The following is an 18,340-nucleotide window of genomic DNA, read 5'->3' on the forward strand; positions in this document are numbered from 1 at the left end:
ATACAGGAAAATTCGCATTTTTTGTACCCTCTATTTTCTCTATGCACACCGATCTTCAATGATCAAGTACAACTTGTGGTGAAGAGCCTTTTTTAAAAAGTTTTTCCAATTGTTTATTCCTTCAATCTGTATGATCATCTATTCTTTTCTTTCTCAAATAATATAGATAAGAAATCGGAACGATTCCACATATAAAAATTATTCCTGCAATTAAAACACCATTAATTGCAGTAAAGCCTTCACTTAATGATGTGAGGATTCCTATTATAGTTGAAATAAGTGTTAATACAACAAGTGATATTAGGAATCCTTTTTTGGGTGACCTTTTTTGACTTTCATATTCCACACTAATGTTCATTGATAAGAAAGCTGATACGACCGTTGTAAGGATAAACACAAACCATAATGGATTTTCTCTCATTCCATCTATTCCTTTTGTTATTAGGTCATAGCCTAATATTCCGATGATTCCAAGCGTCTGTAAAATGTAGGCAATTCGTAAATTTTGCAGATTTTTCAATAATAATCGTTCGTCTTTTATTTTTTGCAATTTAATCACTCTCCCTTTTCTACCCAAAAAATTTCATCTAACGTTTTATTAACCGCATAACAAATTTCGAGGCACAATTTTAAAGTAGGATTGTATTTTCCTTTTTCGATTAAACTGATAGTTTGGCGAGTTACACCAACCTTTTCTGCCAGTTGTTGTTGGGTCAGATTTACTTGGATACGAGCAACTTTAAGATTGTTTTTCACAATTTCAAAACCCCCTCTGAATGTAATTTATTATATATTACATTTTATACAATATATATTACATAATTCAATATATATATTACATTTTGGATAAAAAATTTTACATTATTTATATTTTTGATTTACCAAAGAGGAAATGATAGGTAGAAAAAAGCAGGGTAATTTGATATGACAATTACCCTGCTTTTTTAATGTGATTTCAAAAGTTATTTTTAATTTTGCACTTTAAAAGGGAATCCGTTAGTTAATAAGTGATCTCTCCATTCGTTCAATAATTCTTTACACAACCTATATAAGTTGAATTAAAGATTTACAACTGAACACACAAACGATCGATCGTTTGTTCTGGTTTCTGGTTGATTCGCTGAATAAAGGCTTGGACATTCTTTCTAATTTCTTGCACACTCGAATAGAACACGTTGTAAATCACGTCTGATTTCAGCCATTTCCATAGCCCTTCAATCAAGTTCAATTGCGGACTGTATGGTGGCAAAAAGACGAGCTCTAACCGATCTTCGTGTTCTTTTAAAAATGGCTGAATGGGTTTGGCATGGTGAATTCGAGCGTTATCTAAAATCATCACTATTTTGCCTGTGGGATAGCGTTCTAACACAAGTTGAAGAAATCGAAGAAATGTTTCCGCGTCATAGCGTTCTTCTTCGATGCAAAACACTTCCCCTGTTTCGTAGTTCAACGTGCCAATCAGCTTCAGCCCTTGATGTTTTCCAAACGTCGGAATGATTCGTTGTTTTCCTTTGACAAACCATGTTTTTTGAATCGCTTGGTAATCACGAATCATCGACTCATCTTGAAAGAGGACATGGGCGATGTTCCCATCTACCAGTTTTTTTTACTTCAGGGAAGGTGATTTCGACGAATTCTTTTTGTTTCTCTTCATCGGCATTGGCTAGTGTATAGGTCGGTTTCGTATAGCTTAGCCCTAACCGATGCAGAATGTCACTTGTTCCGCGAAGCGTGTATGTTGGCCCCCACTTTTGTTGAATGAGTTCAGCGATTATCGCAAGCGTCCAATTATATTTTGCTTCGAATCCCACATCTACAGGGAGCTGATGTTCAATGATCAAAGCCAGCTCTTTTTCCTGCTCAGGGGTCAATCGACGTGGGGCGCCAGGTGAGTATTTCATCTCCAGTCCATCAAGACCGCGCTGGGCGTAGGCATGAATATAGTTATAAATAGTTTTCTTGGATCGACCAATAATCGTTGCGATTTCTCCTTTGGTATATCCCTGCAAATGAAGATAAATCGCTTGGTAGCGTTCATATGCTCGTTTACTTTTTGCTTCTTTCATGGCAGTGGACAACTTTTCGATCTCGTCTTTGTGATTTGGCATCATATTTTCTCTCCGTTCCCCTATTTTCTCTTTGTATTTATTCGCCGTGGAACGGGAGAAAACCTTTATTTCAATTTATATAGCATGATGTTGACCACGTTTCGCCAGTTCATGACGAATCCATTTGACCGCGAAGCCAAGCGCTCGGCAGCGGCGGTTGTATCGGGAGCGTTCAAGAAACGAGCCGTTTGTGAACAAATTTCCCGTGACAAAGCGATGCCAGGCTCGTTCGGAAGAAAAGCCCAGCAGCTTCCCCAAAAGGTGAACCGCCATGACCACTTCGTCTTCTTGCTTGACCAAGTGACGGTTGCGGCGATGAAGATACATTTGAATCAACGACAGTTGGGCAGAAACAAAACAGAAAATGGCGGAATATTGCTTTTGCAGTTTGGCTTGATCTTCTGTAGTAAAATGAAAGTGCTCTTGCATGGGGTGGGGGATCTCTCCTTTCGAATGATGGGTCGCACTTTCATTCTACTGGAGATCCGCCAGCAAGGGCTATTTTTATGCTTGTCTGAGTTTTATCTAGCACCACGGGTTAAATATGTCGGGTATTCAATCAGGAAGAATTCAGACAGTTATGGGACAAAATCAAATATAAAACGGTCTATTCCGTCGATTTTGATAGCGAACAATTGATTCAAAAGTGCGTCGAAAGCATTCAAACGATGCCGCGCATTGAGAAAATTCGCATTTTAAGCCGCAAGGGAAAAGTGGAAATTGACCGCGTGACAGGGGTGCAGGCGCAACGGTAAGCGAAAGTGTCGAAGATTACGTCAGCTTGCACCATACACTTCCAGACGTCATTACCGAACTACAAAACCGCACGAATTTAACGCGGAAGACGATTGTCCGCATCTTAACCCGCTGCAAGCGGCTTGAGGATTTCAAAAACAATCCGCAAAAATTTATCGAAGAAGTGACAAAGATCATCCAGCGTGAAATGAAGCAGCTGTTAAAAGACGGGGGGAAATATTATAAAATCGGCAACGATGCGTATTATGCCGTCGAATTGTTCCAAAACGAGGAATTGCTTGCCTATTTAAACGACAATGCGATTCCGAGCGAAAAATCGCCGTTTGACCATGTCGTCTATGATTCGGATGTGGAAGAGCGTTTTGTCAAACGCTTTGAAAACGATGAAAAATAAAAGTATATGTGAAGATGCCAAGCTGGTTTAAAATTGACACGCCAATTGGCTCCTACAACCCTGACTGGGCACTTGTCATTGAGAAAGACGGAGAAGAAAAGCTGTACTTCGTCCTAGAAACGAAAGGACAGGAATGGGAAGGAGATTTGCGTCCGGGCGAATCGGCAAAAATCGAGTTTGCCCGCAAGCACTTTGAAGCAATCGGCACGGATATTGAATTTGTCGGTCCGGAGAATGATGTGGAGGCGTTTATGCTGCGGGCGGTTAGCCGTTAGTGATACATTTACAGGAGGCTGTCCCAAAAGGTGGTACAATGACCTTTTGAGGCCAGCTTTTTTTATTGAATGCTCTCTCCTCTCTTTTTTCTTTCCAGCATTTGTGGCATACTATAGTCAAAGAGGAGGGGCAATACAATGGTTAAGGTTGAGGTTAAACCCAATGTCCTACAATGGGTGATCAAACGCATGGATAATTTTGATCGGCTGAAGGATCAGTTTCCTAATATTGATAAATGGATCAATCAAGAGAGCCAGCCGACGCTTAAGCAGTTAGAAAAGCTTGCAAAAATGACAGCTGTACCTCTTGGTTATTTTTTTCTCCCTAATCCACCAGAGGAGAAGTTGAGAATTCCTCATTATCGCACGGTGAGAGATGAAGGAGCTGTTCGCCCGAGTCCAAATCTTTTGGAAACGGTTCAAACGATGGAAAGACGGCAACAGTGGATGCGAGATTATTTAATTCAGCTAGGCAATCCGCCTTTAAATTATGTGGGGCGTGCGAACTTGTTAATGGATCCAAAACTCGTTGCACAAGATATGCGAAGGACGTTAAATTTGGAAGATGGATGGGCATCAAAACAATCAACTTGGCAGGAAGCTTTACGCAATCTTATTAGAAAAACTGAAGATATCGGCATTATTGTAGTCATTAATGGAGTAGTTGGCAATAATACACATCGAAAACTGGATGTTGCGGAATTTCGTGGTTTTGTCCTTATTGATGACTATGCCCCTTTAATATTCATAAATGGAAGAGACGGAAAAGCCGCGCAAATGTTTACATTGGCCCACGAACTTGCTCATATTTGGTACGGGGAGAGTGCCGCATTCGATTTGAAAAATCTTCAGCCTGCTGATGCTGAAATTGAAAACGCATGCAACAAAGTAGCCGCTGAGTTTCTTGTTCCTGAAGATGAGTTAATTATTATATGGAAACAGGTTGGTCAATCGGAAGATCGTTTTGAACAGGCGGCTCGCTATTTTAAGGTTAGTGAAATTGTGGCGGCACGTAGAGCTCTAGACTTAAACCTTGTGACAAAAGAGGAGTTTTTTTTATTTTATGAAGATTATATGAAACGGCTTCGACAACAAACGGAACAAACGAAAACAAGCGGAGGCAATTTTTACGCAACTCAAACGATGCGTATCGGCCGTCATTTTGCGGAAGCAGTCATAAGCGCGGCAAAGGAAGGAACGATCCTTTATCGTGAAGCCTATCAATTGACGGGGCTTTCTGGTGACACTTTTGCTAAGTTTGCCGAATATGTCGATACGGGGAGATATATATGAGTTCTAGCCATAAATTTGTAATGGATACGAGCATTTTTATTGAAGCCTATAAAAGGTATTATTCTTTTGATATCGCTCCTTCCTTTTGGGATGCCCTGCTTCAACATGCCGAAAACGGCAACATCATAAGCATTGACCGTGTTAAACAGGAAATTAATAGCTTTCATAAAAATGATGAATTAAGTGAGTGGGCCAACCATTATTTTGCCCGATGGTTCGAGTCAACCGATAAAATTGAAGTTCTTAGAACATATCAGGAAATTATTACTTGGGCTGTTCAGCAGGAGCAATATTTTGAGGCGGCAAAAAGAGAGTTTGCTAGTGCAGCAGATAGTTGGTTAATAGCGTTTGCAAAGACATACAATTTTATTGTAGTAACACATGAACAATTTCATCCTAATTCTAAAAGCAGAATTTTTATTCCTAATGTTTGCCATGCATTCAATGTGCCCTATGTCGATACATTTGACATGTTGCGCCGGTTAAGTATAAAGTTTTGAGCCTATGTCTGTCATTCTCTGGAGTACTAGTCTTTTAACATTTGCGGTGAACGGCCTATTGAATTGAAAGAAGAATTGGGTAAAAGAATATGAGTGATTGGTGTAAATTAGCACATTATTTTAGAATCCTTTTTCAAATTACAAAATAAACACACCTTGGCGACATAGATGGAGCATGGCAGCGACGTCTTTTCCAAGATATCCTTCCATGACCAAGCGAACAGCCATGACGCGTTGGCGCAGGGCAACATTTTGTCGTGCGCGTGCTCTTTCGCTTTCCGGCGCTTTCATGGTTGCCGGGGGACAATCCGGTCCATGAGGCCGCCCGTTCCGGCGTTTCAAAGACGCTCATGTCGGTTCCCATCTCGGCTATGATGACGGCGGCGGTTTGTTTTTTCACTCCGGGCATGGTCATCAGCAATTCGACTTCCTCGCGATACGGCTCGAGCAGGCGGTCGATGTGCTGGTCGACTTCTTCGATGAACTGCTCCAATTCCTCAACGTGTTTCCACAAGAGGCGAAGGAGACGGAGCTCGTGTTCGGTCAAGGTGCCGAGCAGCGAATCGTACACCGCTTGCTTTTTCTTTTTGAGCCTTCCGCGCAGGCATTGATCCAACTCGTCCTTGTCCACGTATCCCTTCTCAAGCAGCCGGGCAAGGATGTCTTTTCCAGAAACGCCGAAGAGATCGGAGAGGACCGAGCCGATTTTGACATTGGAAGACTCGAGCACTTTTTGAATCCGGTTTTTCTCCGAAGTCAGCTGTCCGACCCACTTTTTGCGGAGGCGGGTAAAAATCCCGCAATTCGCGAATATCCGCTGGGGGGACGAAACTTTTTTCAACGAGTTCATGGCGGAGCAGCTTAGCGATCCACTCGGCGTCAGAGACATCGATTTTTCTTCCCGGGACATTTTTGATCCGTTGCGGATTGGCCAGTGTCAAGTCGACATAGCCCTCGAGGAAGGCGAAGACCGGTTTCCAATACACGCCGGTGGATTCCATGGCGACACGGGTGACGCCATGTTCTTCGAGCCACTCCAGCAGGTCGCCAAGTCCCTTCGAGAACGTGGAGAAGGTTTGAATGTCCTTTTGAATGTGTCCATCTTCTTCCCATAGTGCGCAGGCGACGATGGTTTCGGCATGAACATCCAATCCTGCGCAGCGAGGATAGATGACATCCATGATGAAAATCCTCCTTTTCGATGATCGAGTGCGCAAACAGCGAATCCACGGGAGACATGCGGCAGTTTTCCGTTCGTCGTTACCTTTCCTCCGCATCGGGAAAGGGCGGACAATGGGTGGTGCACCCAGTGGATTCGAACGCTTTTCTGTACAGGGTCCAAGCCACCATTAAGTATAACGTCCTATTGAGCTGTTTGCGCCTACTCTTCATTATGGGAAGAAAAAGGGGATTTTCATGCCCGGGTGGAGGGCAAAACGTTGCTCATGGATCTTTTCCGTCTTAAGGCAAATTGTGATCATTCCGTCATAGTAAACTCCCAACTTTATGTCTTTGCCGGGCAGAGGAGTAATGAGTGCATGGTACATGGAAAAAGATGGCTGTGCGGAAGGCGGATACGCACCCCTCCATACAGCCCTTGCTGAAAGCTTCACTGTTTTTGCAAGAAATATTTCTCAATATCATCCAACATCAAATGAGCCGCGAGCACACCGCCAGCCGTGTTCCAAATCGTGTCGCTCACTTTGTACACCTTGCCTTGTTTCGCGACGTTTAAGTTTTGAAAGAGCGGGTCGTTGATCCATTCTTTTTCAAGTTCGCTCGCTTTGCCGTCCCCTGTCTCATATGTAAAGTAGAACAGGATGTCGCCATCCATTGCTGGAATGCGTTCTTTCGTCACGCCGGTTTCCGCAAAGTCGTTTACGTTTTGCGATTCCGGGCGGGCGAAGCCAAGTTGATCCAAAATGACGCCGGAGAACGAGTCTTTATGGTAAATGCGCACGTCGCCGGCCATAAAGCGGACGATCGATACTTTCATCTTCAGCTTGTCGCCGAGTTTTGCTTTTAAGTCTTCAATGCGTTTGTCATATTCAGCAATGATTTGTTTCCCTTTTTCCTCTTGGTTCACAGCTTTCGCATACAGCATAAAGTTGTCTTTCCAGTTGCCGCGCAGCGTTTCTGAGAACACGGTCGGGGCGATTTGGTTCAACTGTTCATAAATTTTTTCATGGCGCAGTTTGTTGCCGATAATCAAATCTGGTTTCAAGGCGGCGATCGCTTCCACGTTCGGCTCTGACTCCAAACCGAGCTCTTTGACGCCTTCCATTTTATCTTTAATATGGTCGTACCACGGATCGCCCGTCCACGATTTGACGGCGCCGACTGGTTTCACGCCTAGCGCGAGCAGCGCTTCCGTTCCTTCGTTCGTTAAAATGACGACTCGTTTTGGCGTTCCTTTGATTTCGGCCGTGCCCATGGCGTGTTCGACCGTGTAGCTCACTTCCGCTTTCGCCCCATTGTTTTCCGCTGGTTTGGCTGTTTTTTCTTCCTGCTTTCCGCCGCAGCCGGCAAGAAGCAGGAGGGAAAGGATGAAGGCGGAAAGAAGGGTGAGATGCCTTGATTTCATTAGCTAATCCCCCTTTGAATTTGATAATGAATTTCATTTACGTTGATATAATAAATAAAATTGAGAATCATTGTCAACTATAAATGAAAAAATGATAAAAAAATCATAAGAAAATGCGAAAAAACATTGACGATGAGAGTCATTATCAAATAGACTTGACGATAGAGATATAGAGAATGAAGCAAGGGAGATCTCAGAGATGCTGTCGACAAACCGTCAAAAAATGGTTGGCCTCATCGGTTTGCTGATTGTGCTGCTTGCCGCCATGTGGATGAGCATCGTTTGTGGATATACCGACACGAGTTGGCGGCAGGCGATGGCGGCTCTTATCGACAATAACGGATCGAACGCCCATTTAGTCGTGGCGACGGTTCGGCTGCCGCGAGCGTTGATTGCGGCAGTCGTTGGCGCAAGCCTAGCGATGGCTGGGGCGCTCATGCAAGCGCTGACGCGAAACCCGCTCGCTTCGCCAGGCATTTTCGGCATTAACGCCGGGGCCGGTTTTTTCATTGTTGTGATGGTCACCTTTTTTTCCATTTCTTCATTGCAAATGTTGTCATGGATCGCGTTTATTGGGGCGGCGGCCGCGGCGGCGATCGTGTTTGTGATCAGCGCCGCAGGGAAAGACGGGCTGACACCGCTGAAGATGACGCTTGCCGGCACGGCGGTCGCGGCTTTATTTGCCTCGCTGACGCAAGGAATGCTGGCGATGAATGAAAAAGCGCTTGAAGAAGTGCTCTTTTGGCTGGCCGGGTCGGTCGCTGGCCGGAAGCTCGAGTTGTTGACGGCCGTTTTTCCGTATTTGGCGGCCGCCTGGGCTGGGGCCATGCTGCTGGCGCGCCATGTCAACATCTTAATGATGGGAGACGATGTAGCGAAAGGACTCGGACAGCGAACGAATTTGATCAAGGCTGCCGCCGTTCTGTTAGTCGTGCTGCTGGCTGGCGGATCGGTCGCCGTCGCCGGTCCGATCGGCTTTATCGGTATCATGGTGCCGCATATGGCGCGGGCGTTGGCCGGCGTCGACCACCGCTGGCTGCTCCCGTATTGCGCCTTGCTCGGCGGGATTTTGCTTCTTATGGCCGATATTGGGGCGCGCTACGTTCTGATGCCGCGCGAAGTGCCGGTCGGCATCGTCACCGCCTTGCTCGGCGTTCCATTTTTCATCTACATTGCCCGCAGGGGGATCGCCGCAAAATGAAAAAATACATCACGGTCCGAATGGGAAAACACATCTCGTTTTTCTATGACAAAAAAGCTGTTGCGGTGCTCGCCGCGCTCATAGCAGCGGCCGTCTTCCTTTTCGTTATCAGCATTGGCAGCGGCGAAATGCGCATGTCCCCGCTTGAGGCCGCTGCCGCGCTGTTCGGATACGGAGAGGAAATTCATCAGACGGTGATTGTGACGTTCCGCCTGCCGCGCGTATTGGTTGCCTGGATGGCGGGGATGGCGCTGGCTGTCGCCGGCGCGGTTTTGCAAGGAATGGTGCGCAATCCGCTCGCTTCACCGGATGTGCTCGGCATCACCGGCGGAGCGGTGGCCGCGGTTGTTGGCTTTTTGGCGCTGTTTAGCGATGAAAACAACTCTCTCACCGTCAGCATCCACTGGCTGCCGCTTGCCGCCTTTCTCGGCGCTACGGCCGCTGCTTGGCTCGTATATATGCTGGCGTGGAAAAACGGCCTCGCCCCGCTTCGGCTCGTGCTTGTCGGCATCGGCGTTTCTGCGCTCATGCAGGCGTTGACGACACTGTTGATGATCACAGGACCCATCTATCGGGCGAGCCAGGCAAACGTGTGGATTACGGGCAGTGTGTATGGTGCTTCTTGGCAACACGTTTCGCTCATGGCGCCATGGGTCATCGGACTGCTCCTTGTGGCGATGTTGGCCGCGCGGCATGTCAATGTGCAGGAGCTGGGCGATGAGCTGGCGATTGGGCTTGGCGGGGCGGTCGAACGGCAACGGCTAGGACTTGTTTTGCTTAGCACCGCGCTCACCGGCGGCGCGGTCGCTTTCGCCGGCGGCATCGGCTTTGTCGGGCTGATGGCGCCGCATATGGCGCGCCGCCTTGTCGGTTCGGCGTTTGGCGCGCTTCTTCCGACCGCTGCGCTGTTAGGCGGTGTGTTCGTCATGGGGGCGGATTTGGCTGGGCGGCTGCTTTTGGCGCCGACGGAAATTCCGGCCGGAGTGTTTACCGCGGCGATTGGAGCACCGTATTTCATTTATTTATTGTACCGAAGTCGGAAATTATAAGGAGGGATGCGCATGCATGGGTTGCAGGCGAAAGAGTTGACGCTATCCTATGGCGAGGCGATCGTGATTGACCGTTTAGACTTGACGATTCCGAAAGGAAAAATCACGGTGTTCATCGGCGCGAACGGCTGCGGCAAGTCGACGTTGCTGCGCGCCTTGGCCCGGCTGCTAAAACCAACAAGCGGCGCTGTGCTGCTGGATGGAAAAGAAATCGCCAAACAGCCGACAAAAGAAATCGCCCGCCGGCTCGCCATTTTGCCGCAGTCACCTGTCGCTCCGGAAGGACTGACCGTTTTGCAACTTGTGAAGCAAGGGCGCTACCCGTATCAAACGTGGTTCAAGCAATGGAGTGACGAAGATGAGCGCGCCGTTGCGCGCGCCTTGGCGGCCACAGGGCTGAAAGAGCTTGCCGAGCGGCCGGTTGATTCGCTGTCCGGTGGCCAGCGCCAACGCGCATGGATTGCCATGACGCTGGCGCAAGAAACAGACATCATCTTGCTTGACGAGCCGACGACGTATTTGGATCTCGCGCATCAAATTGACATTTTAGATTTATTGTTTGAGCTGAATGAAAAAGAACGGCGGACGATCGTCATGGTGCTTCACGATTTAAATTTGGCGTGCCGCTATGCGCATCATCTCGTCGCCATTCGCAACAAAACGGTGTACGCCGAAGGGAAGCCGGAGGATGTCATTTCCCGCCAGCTCGTGAAAGATGTGTTCCAAATGGATTGCCAAATCACGTATGATCCGCTCTTTGGCACTCCGCTTTGCATTCCGTACGGCAAAGGGCGGCGCATCCTACAGAAAGAAGGCGTATCGTGATGAGGTTAAGTGAAGAAGAAGTGAAAGCGTTGGAAACGTACCGTTTTTCGAGCGAAGCTGCTGATGTCTCGTCATCGATGTTGTTGGCCTGGCTGCTGAATGATGACGGGCAGCTCGCGAAGTATGTGGCGCACGTCCACGCCGAGATGGGGGCGGCAAACGACGCGGTTGCCGCTTCGATGCTCGTCAAGCGCCTAAGCTTTTTGGCGCCGATGGCCTTATACGCCATGTCGGTGTGGAACAAGCGGCTTGTGCTCGATCCTGAGCGAATTTGGCTTGATACGGACGGCGAAGGGGAAATGTGGATGCCGCGCTTTCGCCTTGCGTCGCCGGAAGCGGAGATGTGCGGCATTGAGCGCAGCCGCTGGCGCGAGCAAGCCGTTCGCGACGTGTTCGCCGGCTTGTTCGCTCCGCTCATCGCTCGGTTGCGGCGTCTGACGCGCGTATCGCCGCTCGTCTTATGGGAAAATGTCGCGATTTACGTGTATTGGGTATATGAACGTTGGCTTGAGGATGAGTCGCTTGCCCCGGTCGCCGACCGGCTGCGCGATGATTTTTATTTCCTTGTTTATGACGCAGACGGCCGCCTGTTTGGCCAAAAAGACAATCCGCTCCGTCGCTTTTGGAAAGGCGCGAGCGGCATGCAGCGGACGACGTGCTGCCTGTACGTGAAAACAAATGGGGGAACGTGCTGTCAAACGTGTCCCATTCGCGCCCGCCAACGGCAAACCGGGTGACCGGAAGGCCGCCGGCGGGCAGTTCCATATTTTTGACAAAATGTTTGCGAAATTTGTTGATTTTTGTCGTGATTTTCGTGAAAATGGAAGTGTGGACATCGCTTATTTTGGTGAAACGGCGAGGTAGCTTGCATGGACAAATATACGGCCTTTTTTCATCACTTCACAGAAGCAGTGGTCATCTTGAATTTGCAAGGCGTGATCATTTACAACAATCCGGCTTTTGCCGGCTTGGCGCTGAGTGAAGAAGAACAGAGGACGCTGTCCGTCGAAGGACGGGCGTTGGTTGAACGGGTGAAACAGCGCCCGGCTGCCTTTCGCTGGGAGTTGCTTGACGGCTTATTGGTTGCGGGCGTGTCGCCGATCATCGGTGAAAACGGACAGACGGCCGCTGTCCTATGCGTTCTTCGCCGCCAAGCGGAGGAGCGCGGCCTGCAAGCGCGGCTTGCCGAAGCGGAACGGCGTCTGCAGCTGATTGTTGAGCATTCGAACGATTACGTGTTGATTTTTTCTCCTAATCGTGAATTGTCATACATTCCGCCGTCATGGAAGCGAAAAACAAACAAGCGTCTTCCAGTGTCATACGAAGAGGTGCTGACGTTTGTCCACCCTGATGACGCCCCGGTCGTGGCACAAAAATTGGCTGAGCTGTACGATACATACGAGACGCAATCCGCCGAATTTCGCAAGCAAGGCGAGAAAGGCGAATGGGTTTGGATGGAGGCGCAAGGGAAGGCGATCATCGATGAAGCGGGGACGCTCGATTGCGTCATTGTGACCGTGAAAAACATCAGCGAGCGGAAGCGGTACGAAGAAAAGCTCCGTCAGCTTGCTTACTTCGATTCGCTCACGGGCATCGCCAACCGCAGCTATTTCGAGCGGCATATTCATAAGCTGATCGCGAGTCAGACGCCGTTTGCTCTTTGTTATTTGGATTTTGACAAATTCAAATGGATCAACGATCATTTTTCCCATCAAGCCGGCGATTACTTTTTGCGCGAGGCGGTCAAGCGCGTCGAGCGGGCGTTGCGTCCCGGCGACTTTTTTGCCCGCATCGGCGGTGATGAGTTTGTTCTCTTGTTGCCGAACATCACGAAAACGGAGATGACCGCCTTGGCGGAGCGGCTTGTCAGTTCGTTTCACGAGCCGTTTTATTACGAAAAACAGCTCATCCAATCGACCTTATCGATCGGCATCGCTTTTTTCCCGAAAGACAGCGATCGGATCGAGCAAGTGATGAAATACGCTGATCAAGCGCTGTACGAAGTGAAAGAGCGGGGGCGGAACGGCTATGCCTTTTACCGCCCGACCGAGCATCGGCAGGCGGTGATTGAGCAAGATTTGCCGTTTGCTATTATGCGCGGGCAGTTTTATTTATGCTATCAGCCGAAAGTGAGGCTTGCCAAAGGCCGGGCAATGGGCGTTGAGGCGCTGTTGCGCTGGCGCCACCCGGCGCTTGGCGACATTCCGCCGCTTGATTTCATCCCGCTGGCTGAAGAGAGCGGCTTTATTTTTGAAATTACGCTATGGGTGTTGGAACGGGCGTGCCGCCAAGTGAAAGAATGGGAAAGAAAATTTCCCGGACTGAAGTTAGCGGTCAATTTATCGCCGTTTTTGCTCAACCGCCCCGAACTTGTCGAGCATGTGAAGCGCATTTTGCGCGAGACGGGGCTAGCGCCTGATCGGCTCATTTTAGAGGTGACAGAAAGCGGGCTGATGGAAAACATTGAGACAGGAAGACACATTTTAACCGAACTGCAGCGACTTGGTGTACAGGCGGCGATCGATGACTTTGGCACCGGTTTCTCTTCGCTCGCGTATATCCGCAATTTGCCGGTGTCGCTGTTGAAAATTGATCGCAGTTTTATTCAAGGCATTGCGGAAAATTCGAAAGATGCCACGATTGTCGATACGATCATTCATTTAGCCAAAAGTTTGGATATTGAAGTGTTGGCGGAGGGAGTCGAGACGGAGTCGCAAGTGGCGCTTCTGTCGCAAATGGATTGCGACTACGCGCAAGGATTTTATTTCAGCCGTTCGCTTGAAGCGGAAAAGCTGCAACAATGGCTAGAAGAACACAACCGCAACGCTTGCGGCGAACCGCCGGCGTAGCCGATCATTTCCGTTCATTCTTTTCCTCGTTTTGCCGCACACTAACATTGAGCATGGGCAAAGAGGAGGAAAAGAAGATGGAATTTGTGCCAAGAAGCGTCGTGATCGACGAGTTTATCGACACGCTTGAGCCGATGATGGAAGCGTATGGCCTCGACCAAGTCGGCATTTTTGAAGAGCATGGTGAAGGCAATCGCTATTATATCGGTTATACGATCAACAAAGACGACGAGATGATCACCATTCACATGCCGTTTGTCAAAAACGAACGCGGTGAACTGGCGCTTGAGAAGCAGGAATGGACCGTTCGAAAAGACGGTCGGGAGAAAAAAGGCTTTCATTCGCTGCAAGAGGCGATGAAAGAAATCATCCATTAACAAGCAGGCGGCCCAGCTCGGCCGCTTTTTTGGCTGACGGAAGGGGAGAGGAGCATGATTGCGGAACTCCGCATAGCAGATGAAAAAATGGCCGCTATGGTGCTGCGCCTGCAGCGGCGCGCGTATGCGATCGAGGCGCAACTCATCGGCAGCACAGCGCTTCCGCCGCTTCACGATGCGATCGCTTCTCTGCAACGATGCAGCGAGCGCTTTTTTGGCTATTTTCAAGGCGAATGGCTCGTTGGGGCGATCGCCTATGAGCGAAGCGGCCCGACGCTTCACCTTTGCCGGCTGATGGTCGACCCGGATTTTTTCCGCCAAGGGATCGCCAGCACGTTGCTCGACTTTGTCATCAAGCAAGAACCGTCGATCAGCGAGATCGTCGTGACGACCGGAAGCGGCAACGCGCCGGCCATTTGCTTTTACGAACGCCATGGGTTTCGCGCCATCGAGCGCATCGAAACACCAGAAAAAATCGAGTTACTGAAACTCGTGAAACGAAGCGGATGACAAGCGGGTGTGAGTTTTCAGTTGTGCATAATGCCGATCTTGGCCATACAGATCCAATGGCAGTGCTGCCGAAAGGCGCTCAAGCAGAGATGAAAAGCGGATCTGTTGCGTTTCGTTTGCCTGAGCGGGCGGTTGAATGATTGATAGATGAATAGAGAGGAGAAGCAAAGGAACACATGGGGACAACCTTGTATTTGACCAGACATGGGGAAACGAAGTGGAACGTCGAAAAGCGGATGCAAGGCTGGCAAGACTCGCCGCTCACGGAAAAAGGGCGGCAAGACGCCATGCGGCTTGGAAAGCGGCTTGAAGCGGTGGAATTGGCCGCGATTTACACAAGCACAAGCGGCCGGGCGCTGGAAACGGCCGAGCTCGTCCGCGGCGGGCGGCTCATTCCGATCTATCAAGACGAGCGGCTGCGCGAGATTCGTCTTGGCGATTGGGAAGGCAAGACGCATGACGAGATTCGGCAAATGGATCCGACTGGGTTCGATCATTTTTGGAACGCGCCCCATCTGTACGCTCCAAGGCGAGGCGAGCGGTTTTGCGACGTGCAGCAGCGGGCGCTTGAAGCGGTGCGGCGCATCATCGAGCGGCACGAGGGAGAAACGGTGTTAATCGTCACTCACGGCGTCGTGCTGAAAACGCTTGTCACAGCCTTCAAAGGCGCGCCGCTTGAGCAACTTTGGGCGCCGCCGTATATGTACGGCACGAGCGTGACGATTGTGGAGGTGAATGCGGACGTGTTTCGCCTGGTTGTGGAAGGCGATGTTTCCCATCTAGAAGAAGTCAAGGAAGTATAGATAGGGAAGAAGGATGGAGAATTGGAGGCGGCGCTGTTTCTTCGGTTCATCGCCATAATATGCGCTTGGCCAATCGGATCGGTTTCTTGCGCCATCATGCAACCTCATTCATGATTCAAGAAATGGATGAAAGACATGAGTGGGCGCCTTCCAGTACAACGTTTGGTGAAGAACTGCTTTTTCTTATCAAGTCTAGTTGTCCAAAAAAACAGCCCCGTTTCCCTCGATCGGGAAGCGGGGCTGCGCCGTTTATACGAGCCCGAGCCATCTCGCCAGCTGTGCGGTCGTAAAGGTGACCGCAATGGCAATCGCTGTCGGCAAGGCAAAGGCGACGAACGTCCATTTTGCGCTTTTCGTTTCTTTGTAAATGTTGACGAGCGTCGTGCCGCATGGGTAGTGAAGCAGGGAAAACAGCATCATATTGAGGGCGGTGAGCCACGTCCAGCTGTGGTCGAGCAAAAGTTGTTTAAGAGAATGCAGACCATCGGCTTCGATGAGCGCCCCCGCGGATAAATAGCCCATCAGCAAAATCGGCACGACAATTTCATTGGCTGGCAAGCCTAAAATGAACGCCATCAAAATGTAGCCATCCAATCCCAATGCTTTGGCAAATGGGTCAAGCCAGTCGGCTAAATACGCCAGCACGGTCGTATCTCCCACGTGAACGTTGCCGAGCACCCATGTCAGAATGCCGGCCGGCGCCGCAACCGTTACCGCCCGTTTCAGCACATAGAGTGATTTGTCGAGGGTGGCCCGGATGATCGTCTCCATGATTTTCGGGCGTCGGTACGGCGGCAGCTCCAGCGTGTAATGGGTCGGAATGCCGCGCAAGGCCGTCTTGGATAAGACCCATGAAACGGTCAACGTGACGACGATGCCAAACAACACCATGGCGACGACCACACCTGCTGTCACGAACGTGTTCCATCCGCCTGTATAGCCGGCTGCCATAAATAAGGAGGAAAGCAGGATCAGCGTTGGCCAACGTCCATTGCAGGGGACGAAGTTGTTGGTCAAAATGGCCAGCATTCGTTCGCGCGGTGATTCGATAATGCGCGTCGACATGATGGCCGCCGCGTTGCAGCCGAAGCCCATGGCCATCGTCAGTGATTGTTTGCCATGCGCTCCCGCTTTTTGAAACAAGCGATCCATGTTAAAGGCGACACGCGGCAAGTAGCCATAATTTTCGAGCAACGCGAATACGGGAAAGAAAATCGCCATCGGCGGCAGCATCACGCTGACGACCCAAGCCGTGCCGCGGTATAGGCCAAGTACAATGAGGCCGTGCAACCAGTCGGGGGCGTGAATCGCTTGAAAGGCCATGGTGAGATACGTTTCGATCGTTCCGAACAAGCGGGCGAGCGAATCGGAAAATACGTTGGCGCCGGCGATCGTCATGTAAAGGACAGCGGCGAGAAGCGCCAGCATAATTGGAAATCCCCACCGCTTCGACGTGACGATCCGGTCAATTTGTTCCGTTCGATCGCGTTTTGCGACCGCTGTATGCGTGACACATTCTTGAGAAAGCGCAGCTGACGTTTGGAAAATGGCAGAAACGATCTGTTCACGCGTGTCAGCCGGTGCTAATGACTTGGCTTCGTTCATTAGCTGGTCAAACTGATTTGACAGATCCGCAGCAGGCATACGCGTTCCCCTCCTTGATCAATGGTTGCGGCGGTTGTTTCAGCGCTTGAAGCAGCGATGTATCGCCGTCAAGGAGACGAAGAGCGATCCAGCGAGCAGGATACGTGTCTCCCATTACGTCTTTCACGAGTGGAAGAAGTTTGGCAATGCCTCGTTCGATTTCCGGGCTGTACCGGATGGAAAGCGGGTTGGTGTTGATGCGGCCATGCGCCATGGCATCCACTGTATCAAGCAGTGCATCGATTCCTTCCCGGTTGCGGGCCGAGATCGGCACGACCGGCACGCCGAGTTTGGCGGCTAATTTTTTTGTATTGATATGAATGCCTTTCTTTTTCGCTTCATCCATCAAATTGATAGCGATAATGACGCGGTCGGTCATTTCCAATACTTGAAGCGCTAGATTCAAGTTGCGTTCTAATGCCGTAGCGTCGACTACAACGATCGTAACGTCAGGACGTTGAAACAGGAGAAAATCCCGCGCCACCTCTTCATCGGCTGAATTGGAATAGAGCGAATACGTTCCCGGCAAGTCGACGATCCGGTACAATGTGCCGCGGTGGTGGCATTCTCCTTCGGCATGAGTGACCGTTTTCCCGGGCCAGTTGCCGGTATGTTGGCGCAGGCCCGTTAAGACGTTGAACAACGTGCTTTTGCCGGTGTTCGGATTTCCCATTAAGGCAATCGTATACGTCATATCAGTCATGGTCGATCTTCTCCCCGTAAATATAGTCGCTTTCTTCTTTCCTTAATGCGATCGTCGTTCCACAAACGCGATAGGCGGTCGGGTCGCCAAGCGGGCTTCTTTGTCCAACCTTCACTTCCCCGCCGGGTACAAATCCCAAATCAAGCAACCGCCTTTTTAACATAGGATCAGGAACATCAACCTTTTCGATGCGAAATCGATCGCCCGGTTTCATATCGGAGAGGCGGCAACGTTTTCCTTGTGCCATAAAAGTTTACCTCAGGTTAATATTTTTTACTAAAGACATTTTTTTTGCTTAGACCAACTTTTGAATTTATCATATTCCAGTTGCCTCGCTGTTGTCAACAAATTTGTTTCATCTTTTTCTGACAGAGTTGTCGAACCAACAACTATTCAAAACAGTAGGAAATCATGTTATCATATGAATAGTCTGAACAAATTATCGGCAGAAAGGCGGTGACGGCGTCCA

At 49.4% G+C, this 18,340-nt stretch carries 17 protein-coding genes and 3 pseudogenes; 11 read left to right on the top strand and 9 right to left on the bottom strand.

Annotation, left to right across the window (positions count from 1 at the left end; translation table 11 throughout):
- Positions 1-121 precede the first annotated feature (121 nt).
- From QWV57_RS07270 to QWV57_RS07285, 4 genes and pseudogenes are all read right to left on the bottom strand, one after another.
- The gene (locus QWV57_RS07270) at positions 122-550 is read right to left on the bottom strand and encodes a hypothetical protein (RefSeq protein ID WP_129447624.1); all 429 of its coding nucleotides are present in this window, start codon (positions 548-550) and stop codon (positions 122-124) included.
- Between the two features lie 5 nt (positions 551-555).
- Positions 556-756 carry a helix-turn-helix transcriptional regulator gene (locus QWV57_RS07275; RefSeq protein WP_020753652.1) on the bottom strand — a complete coding sequence of 67 codons (201 nt, stop codon included), beginning with the start codon at positions 754-756 and terminating at the stop codon, positions 556-558.
- Positions 757-1,066: 310 nt separating this feature from the next.
- A protein-coding gene (locus QWV57_RS07280; protein ID WP_301101616.1) for an IS630-like element ISBs2 family transposase occupies positions 1,067-2,111 on the bottom strand; the annotation gives its coding sequence in 2 pieces (ribosomal slippage) (positions 1,067-1,606 and positions 1,608-2,111; 1,044 coding nt in all).
- 78 nt (positions 2,112-2,189) lie between these two features.
- A pseudogene (locus QWV57_RS07285) lies at positions 2,190-2,537 on the bottom strand (IS982 family transposase); the annotation flags it as partial.
- A 122-nt stretch (positions 2,538-2,659) separates the two neighbouring features.
- Here QWV57_RS07285 and QWV57_RS17945 point away from each other — a divergent pair.
- The 3 genes and pseudogenes from QWV57_RS17945 to QWV57_RS07305 all read left to right on the top strand — a co-directional run.
- Positions 2,660-3,533, top strand: a pseudogene (locus tag QWV57_RS17945) (restriction endonuclease); the annotation flags it as partial.
- A gap of 138 nt (positions 3,534-3,671) precedes the next feature.
- Entirely contained in the window at positions 3,672-4,826 is a 1,155-nt protein-coding gene (locus QWV57_RS07300) for an ImmA/IrrE family metallo-endopeptidase (RefSeq protein ID WP_081212921.1), read from the top strand.
- Positions 4,823-5,326, top strand: coding sequence for a DUF4411 family protein (locus QWV57_RS07305; RefSeq protein WP_020756559.1), 504 nt, complete (start codon positions 4,823-4,825; stop codon positions 5,324-5,326). The genes QWV57_RS07300 and QWV57_RS07305 overlap by 4 nt, the downstream gene beginning before the upstream one ends.
- A gap of 241 nt (positions 5,327-5,567) precedes the next feature.
- On the opposite strand, the pseudogene QWV57_RS07310 reads toward QWV57_RS07305, so the two are convergent.
- Positions 5,568-6,507 (bottom strand): annotated as a pseudogene (locus QWV57_RS07310) (IS110 family RNA-guided transposase); the annotation flags it as partial.
- Positions 6,508-6,935: 428 nt separating this feature from the next.
- Entirely contained in the window at positions 6,936-7,910 is a 975-nt protein-coding gene (locus QWV57_RS07315) for an ABC transporter substrate-binding protein (RefSeq protein ID WP_013523560.1), read from the bottom strand.
- 199 nt (positions 7,911-8,109) lie between these two features.
- Between QWV57_RS07315 and QWV57_RS07320 the strand changes: the two genes are divergently transcribed.
- The 8 genes from QWV57_RS07320 (at position 8,110) to QWV57_RS07355 (ending at position 15,524) form a co-directional block, all read left to right on the top strand.
- Entirely contained in the window at positions 8,110-9,111 is a 1,002-nt protein-coding gene (locus QWV57_RS07320; protein WP_060788299.1) for a FecCD family ABC transporter permease, read from the top strand.
- Positions 9,108-10,160, top strand: coding sequence for a FecCD family ABC transporter permease (locus QWV57_RS07325; RefSeq protein WP_020756817.1), 1,053 nt, complete (start codon positions 9,108-9,110; stop codon positions 10,158-10,160). Before QWV57_RS07320 ends, QWV57_RS07325 begins: the two co-directional genes overlap by 4 nt.
- A 12-nt stretch (positions 10,161-10,172) precedes the next feature.
- A complete protein-coding gene (locus QWV57_RS07330; protein ID WP_081132501.1) occupies positions 10,173-10,985 on the top strand; it encodes an ABC transporter ATP-binding protein in 813 nt (270 codons plus the stop codon).
- Entirely contained in the window at positions 10,985-11,722 is a 738-nt protein-coding gene (locus QWV57_RS07335; RefSeq protein WP_060788297.1) for an IucA/IucC family C-terminal-domain containing protein, read from the top strand. The genes QWV57_RS07330 and QWV57_RS07335 overlap by 1 nt, the downstream gene beginning before the upstream one ends.
- A gap of 132 nt (positions 11,723-11,854) precedes the next feature.
- The gene (locus tag QWV57_RS07340) at positions 11,855-13,834 is read left to right on the top strand and encodes a putative bifunctional diguanylate cyclase/phosphodiesterase (RefSeq protein WP_301101625.1); all 1,980 of its coding nucleotides are present in this window, start codon (positions 11,855-11,857) and stop codon (positions 13,832-13,834) included.
- Positions 13,835-13,911: 77 nt separating this feature from the next.
- Positions 13,912-14,211 (top strand): DUF5634 family protein, encoded by a 300-nt coding sequence (locus QWV57_RS07345; RefSeq protein WP_033016592.1) that lies wholly within the window; start codon positions 13,912-13,914, stop codon positions 14,209-14,211.
- Between the two features lie 54 nt (positions 14,212-14,265).
- Entirely contained in the window at positions 14,266-14,721 is a 456-nt protein-coding gene (locus tag QWV57_RS07350) for a GNAT family N-acetyltransferase (protein ID WP_301101630.1), read from the top strand.
- Positions 14,722-14,897: 176 nt separating this feature from the next.
- Positions 14,898-15,524, top strand: a complete 627-nt coding sequence (locus QWV57_RS07355) for a histidine phosphatase family protein (protein ID WP_301101632.1) — start codon at positions 14,898-14,900, stop codon at positions 15,522-15,524.
- Positions 15,525-15,773: 249 nt separating this feature from the next.
- Here the strand turns inward: QWV57_RS07355 and QWV57_RS07360 are convergent, their stop codons facing one another.
- From QWV57_RS07360 to QWV57_RS07370, 3 genes are read right to left on the bottom strand one after another with little or no spacing between them, the layout of a single operon-like run.
- Positions 15,774-17,168, bottom strand: coding sequence for a nucleoside recognition domain-containing protein (locus tag QWV57_RS07360; RefSeq protein ID WP_081132504.1), 1,395 nt, complete (start codon positions 17,166-17,168; stop codon positions 15,774-15,776).
- On the bottom strand, positions 17,137-17,871 hold the full coding sequence (locus QWV57_RS07365; protein WP_081132505.1) for a FeoB small GTPase domain-containing protein: 735 nt from the start codon (positions 17,869-17,871) through the stop codon (positions 17,137-17,139). Before QWV57_RS07365 ends, QWV57_RS07360 begins: the two co-directional genes overlap by 32 nt.
- Positions 17,864-18,118, bottom strand: a complete 255-nt coding sequence (locus QWV57_RS07370) for a FeoA family protein (protein ID WP_081132506.1) — start codon at positions 18,116-18,118, stop codon at positions 17,864-17,866. Before QWV57_RS07370 ends, QWV57_RS07365 begins: the two co-directional genes overlap by 8 nt.
- Positions 18,119-18,340: the final 222 nt, after the last annotated feature.

This window comes from Geobacillus zalihae, from assembly GCF_030414215.1.
GTDB lineage: Bacteria > Bacillota > Bacilli > Bacillales > Anoxybacillaceae > Geobacillus > Geobacillus zalihae.

Coding starts and splice junctions, on each gene's coding strand:
- QWV57_RS07370 (WP_081132506.1), bottom strand. CDS start 18,118: ATGGCACAAGGAAAACGTTGCCGCCTCTCCGATATGAAACCGGGCGAT.
- QWV57_RS07350 (WP_301101630.1), top strand. CDS start 14,266: ATGATTGCGGAACTCCGCATAGCAGATGAAAAAATGGCCGCTATGGTG.
- QWV57_RS07340 (WP_301101625.1), top strand. CDS start 11,855: ATGGACAAATATACGGCCTTTTTTCATCACTTCACAGAAGCAGTGGTC.
- QWV57_RS07360 (WP_081132504.1), bottom strand. CDS start 17,168: ATGCCTGCTGCGGATCTGTCAAATCAGTTTGACCAGCTAATGAACGAA.
- QWV57_RS07305 (WP_020756559.1), top strand. CDS start 4,823: ATGAGTTCTAGCCATAAATTTGTAATGGATACGAGCATTTTTATTGAA.
- QWV57_RS07320 (WP_060788299.1), top strand. CDS start 8,110: ATGCTGTCGACAAACCGTCAAAAAATGGTTGGCCTCATCGGTTTGCTG.
- QWV57_RS07330 (WP_081132501.1), top strand. CDS start 10,173: ATGCATGGGTTGCAGGCGAAAGAGTTGACGCTATCCTATGGCGAGGCG.
- QWV57_RS07315 (WP_013523560.1), bottom strand. CDS start 7,910: ATGAAATCAAGGCATCTCACCCTTCTTTCCGCCTTCATCCTTTCCCTC.
- QWV57_RS07345 (WP_033016592.1), top strand. CDS start 13,912: ATGGAATTTGTGCCAAGAAGCGTCGTGATCGACGAGTTTATCGACACG.
- QWV57_RS07335 (WP_060788297.1), top strand. CDS start 10,985: ATGAGGTTAAGTGAAGAAGAAGTGAAAGCGTTGGAAACGTACCGTTTT.
- QWV57_RS07325 (WP_020756817.1), top strand. CDS start 9,108: ATGAAAAAATACATCACGGTCCGAATGGGAAAACACATCTCGTTTTTC.
- QWV57_RS07365 (WP_081132505.1), bottom strand. CDS start 17,871: ATGACTGATATGACGTATACGATTGCCTTAATGGGAAATCCGAACACC.
- QWV57_RS07355 (WP_301101632.1), top strand. CDS start 14,898: ATGGGGACAACCTTGTATTTGACCAGACATGGGGAAACGAAGTGGAAC.
- QWV57_RS07300 (WP_081212921.1), top strand. CDS start 3,672: ATGGTTAAGGTTGAGGTTAAACCCAATGTCCTACAATGGGTGATCAAA.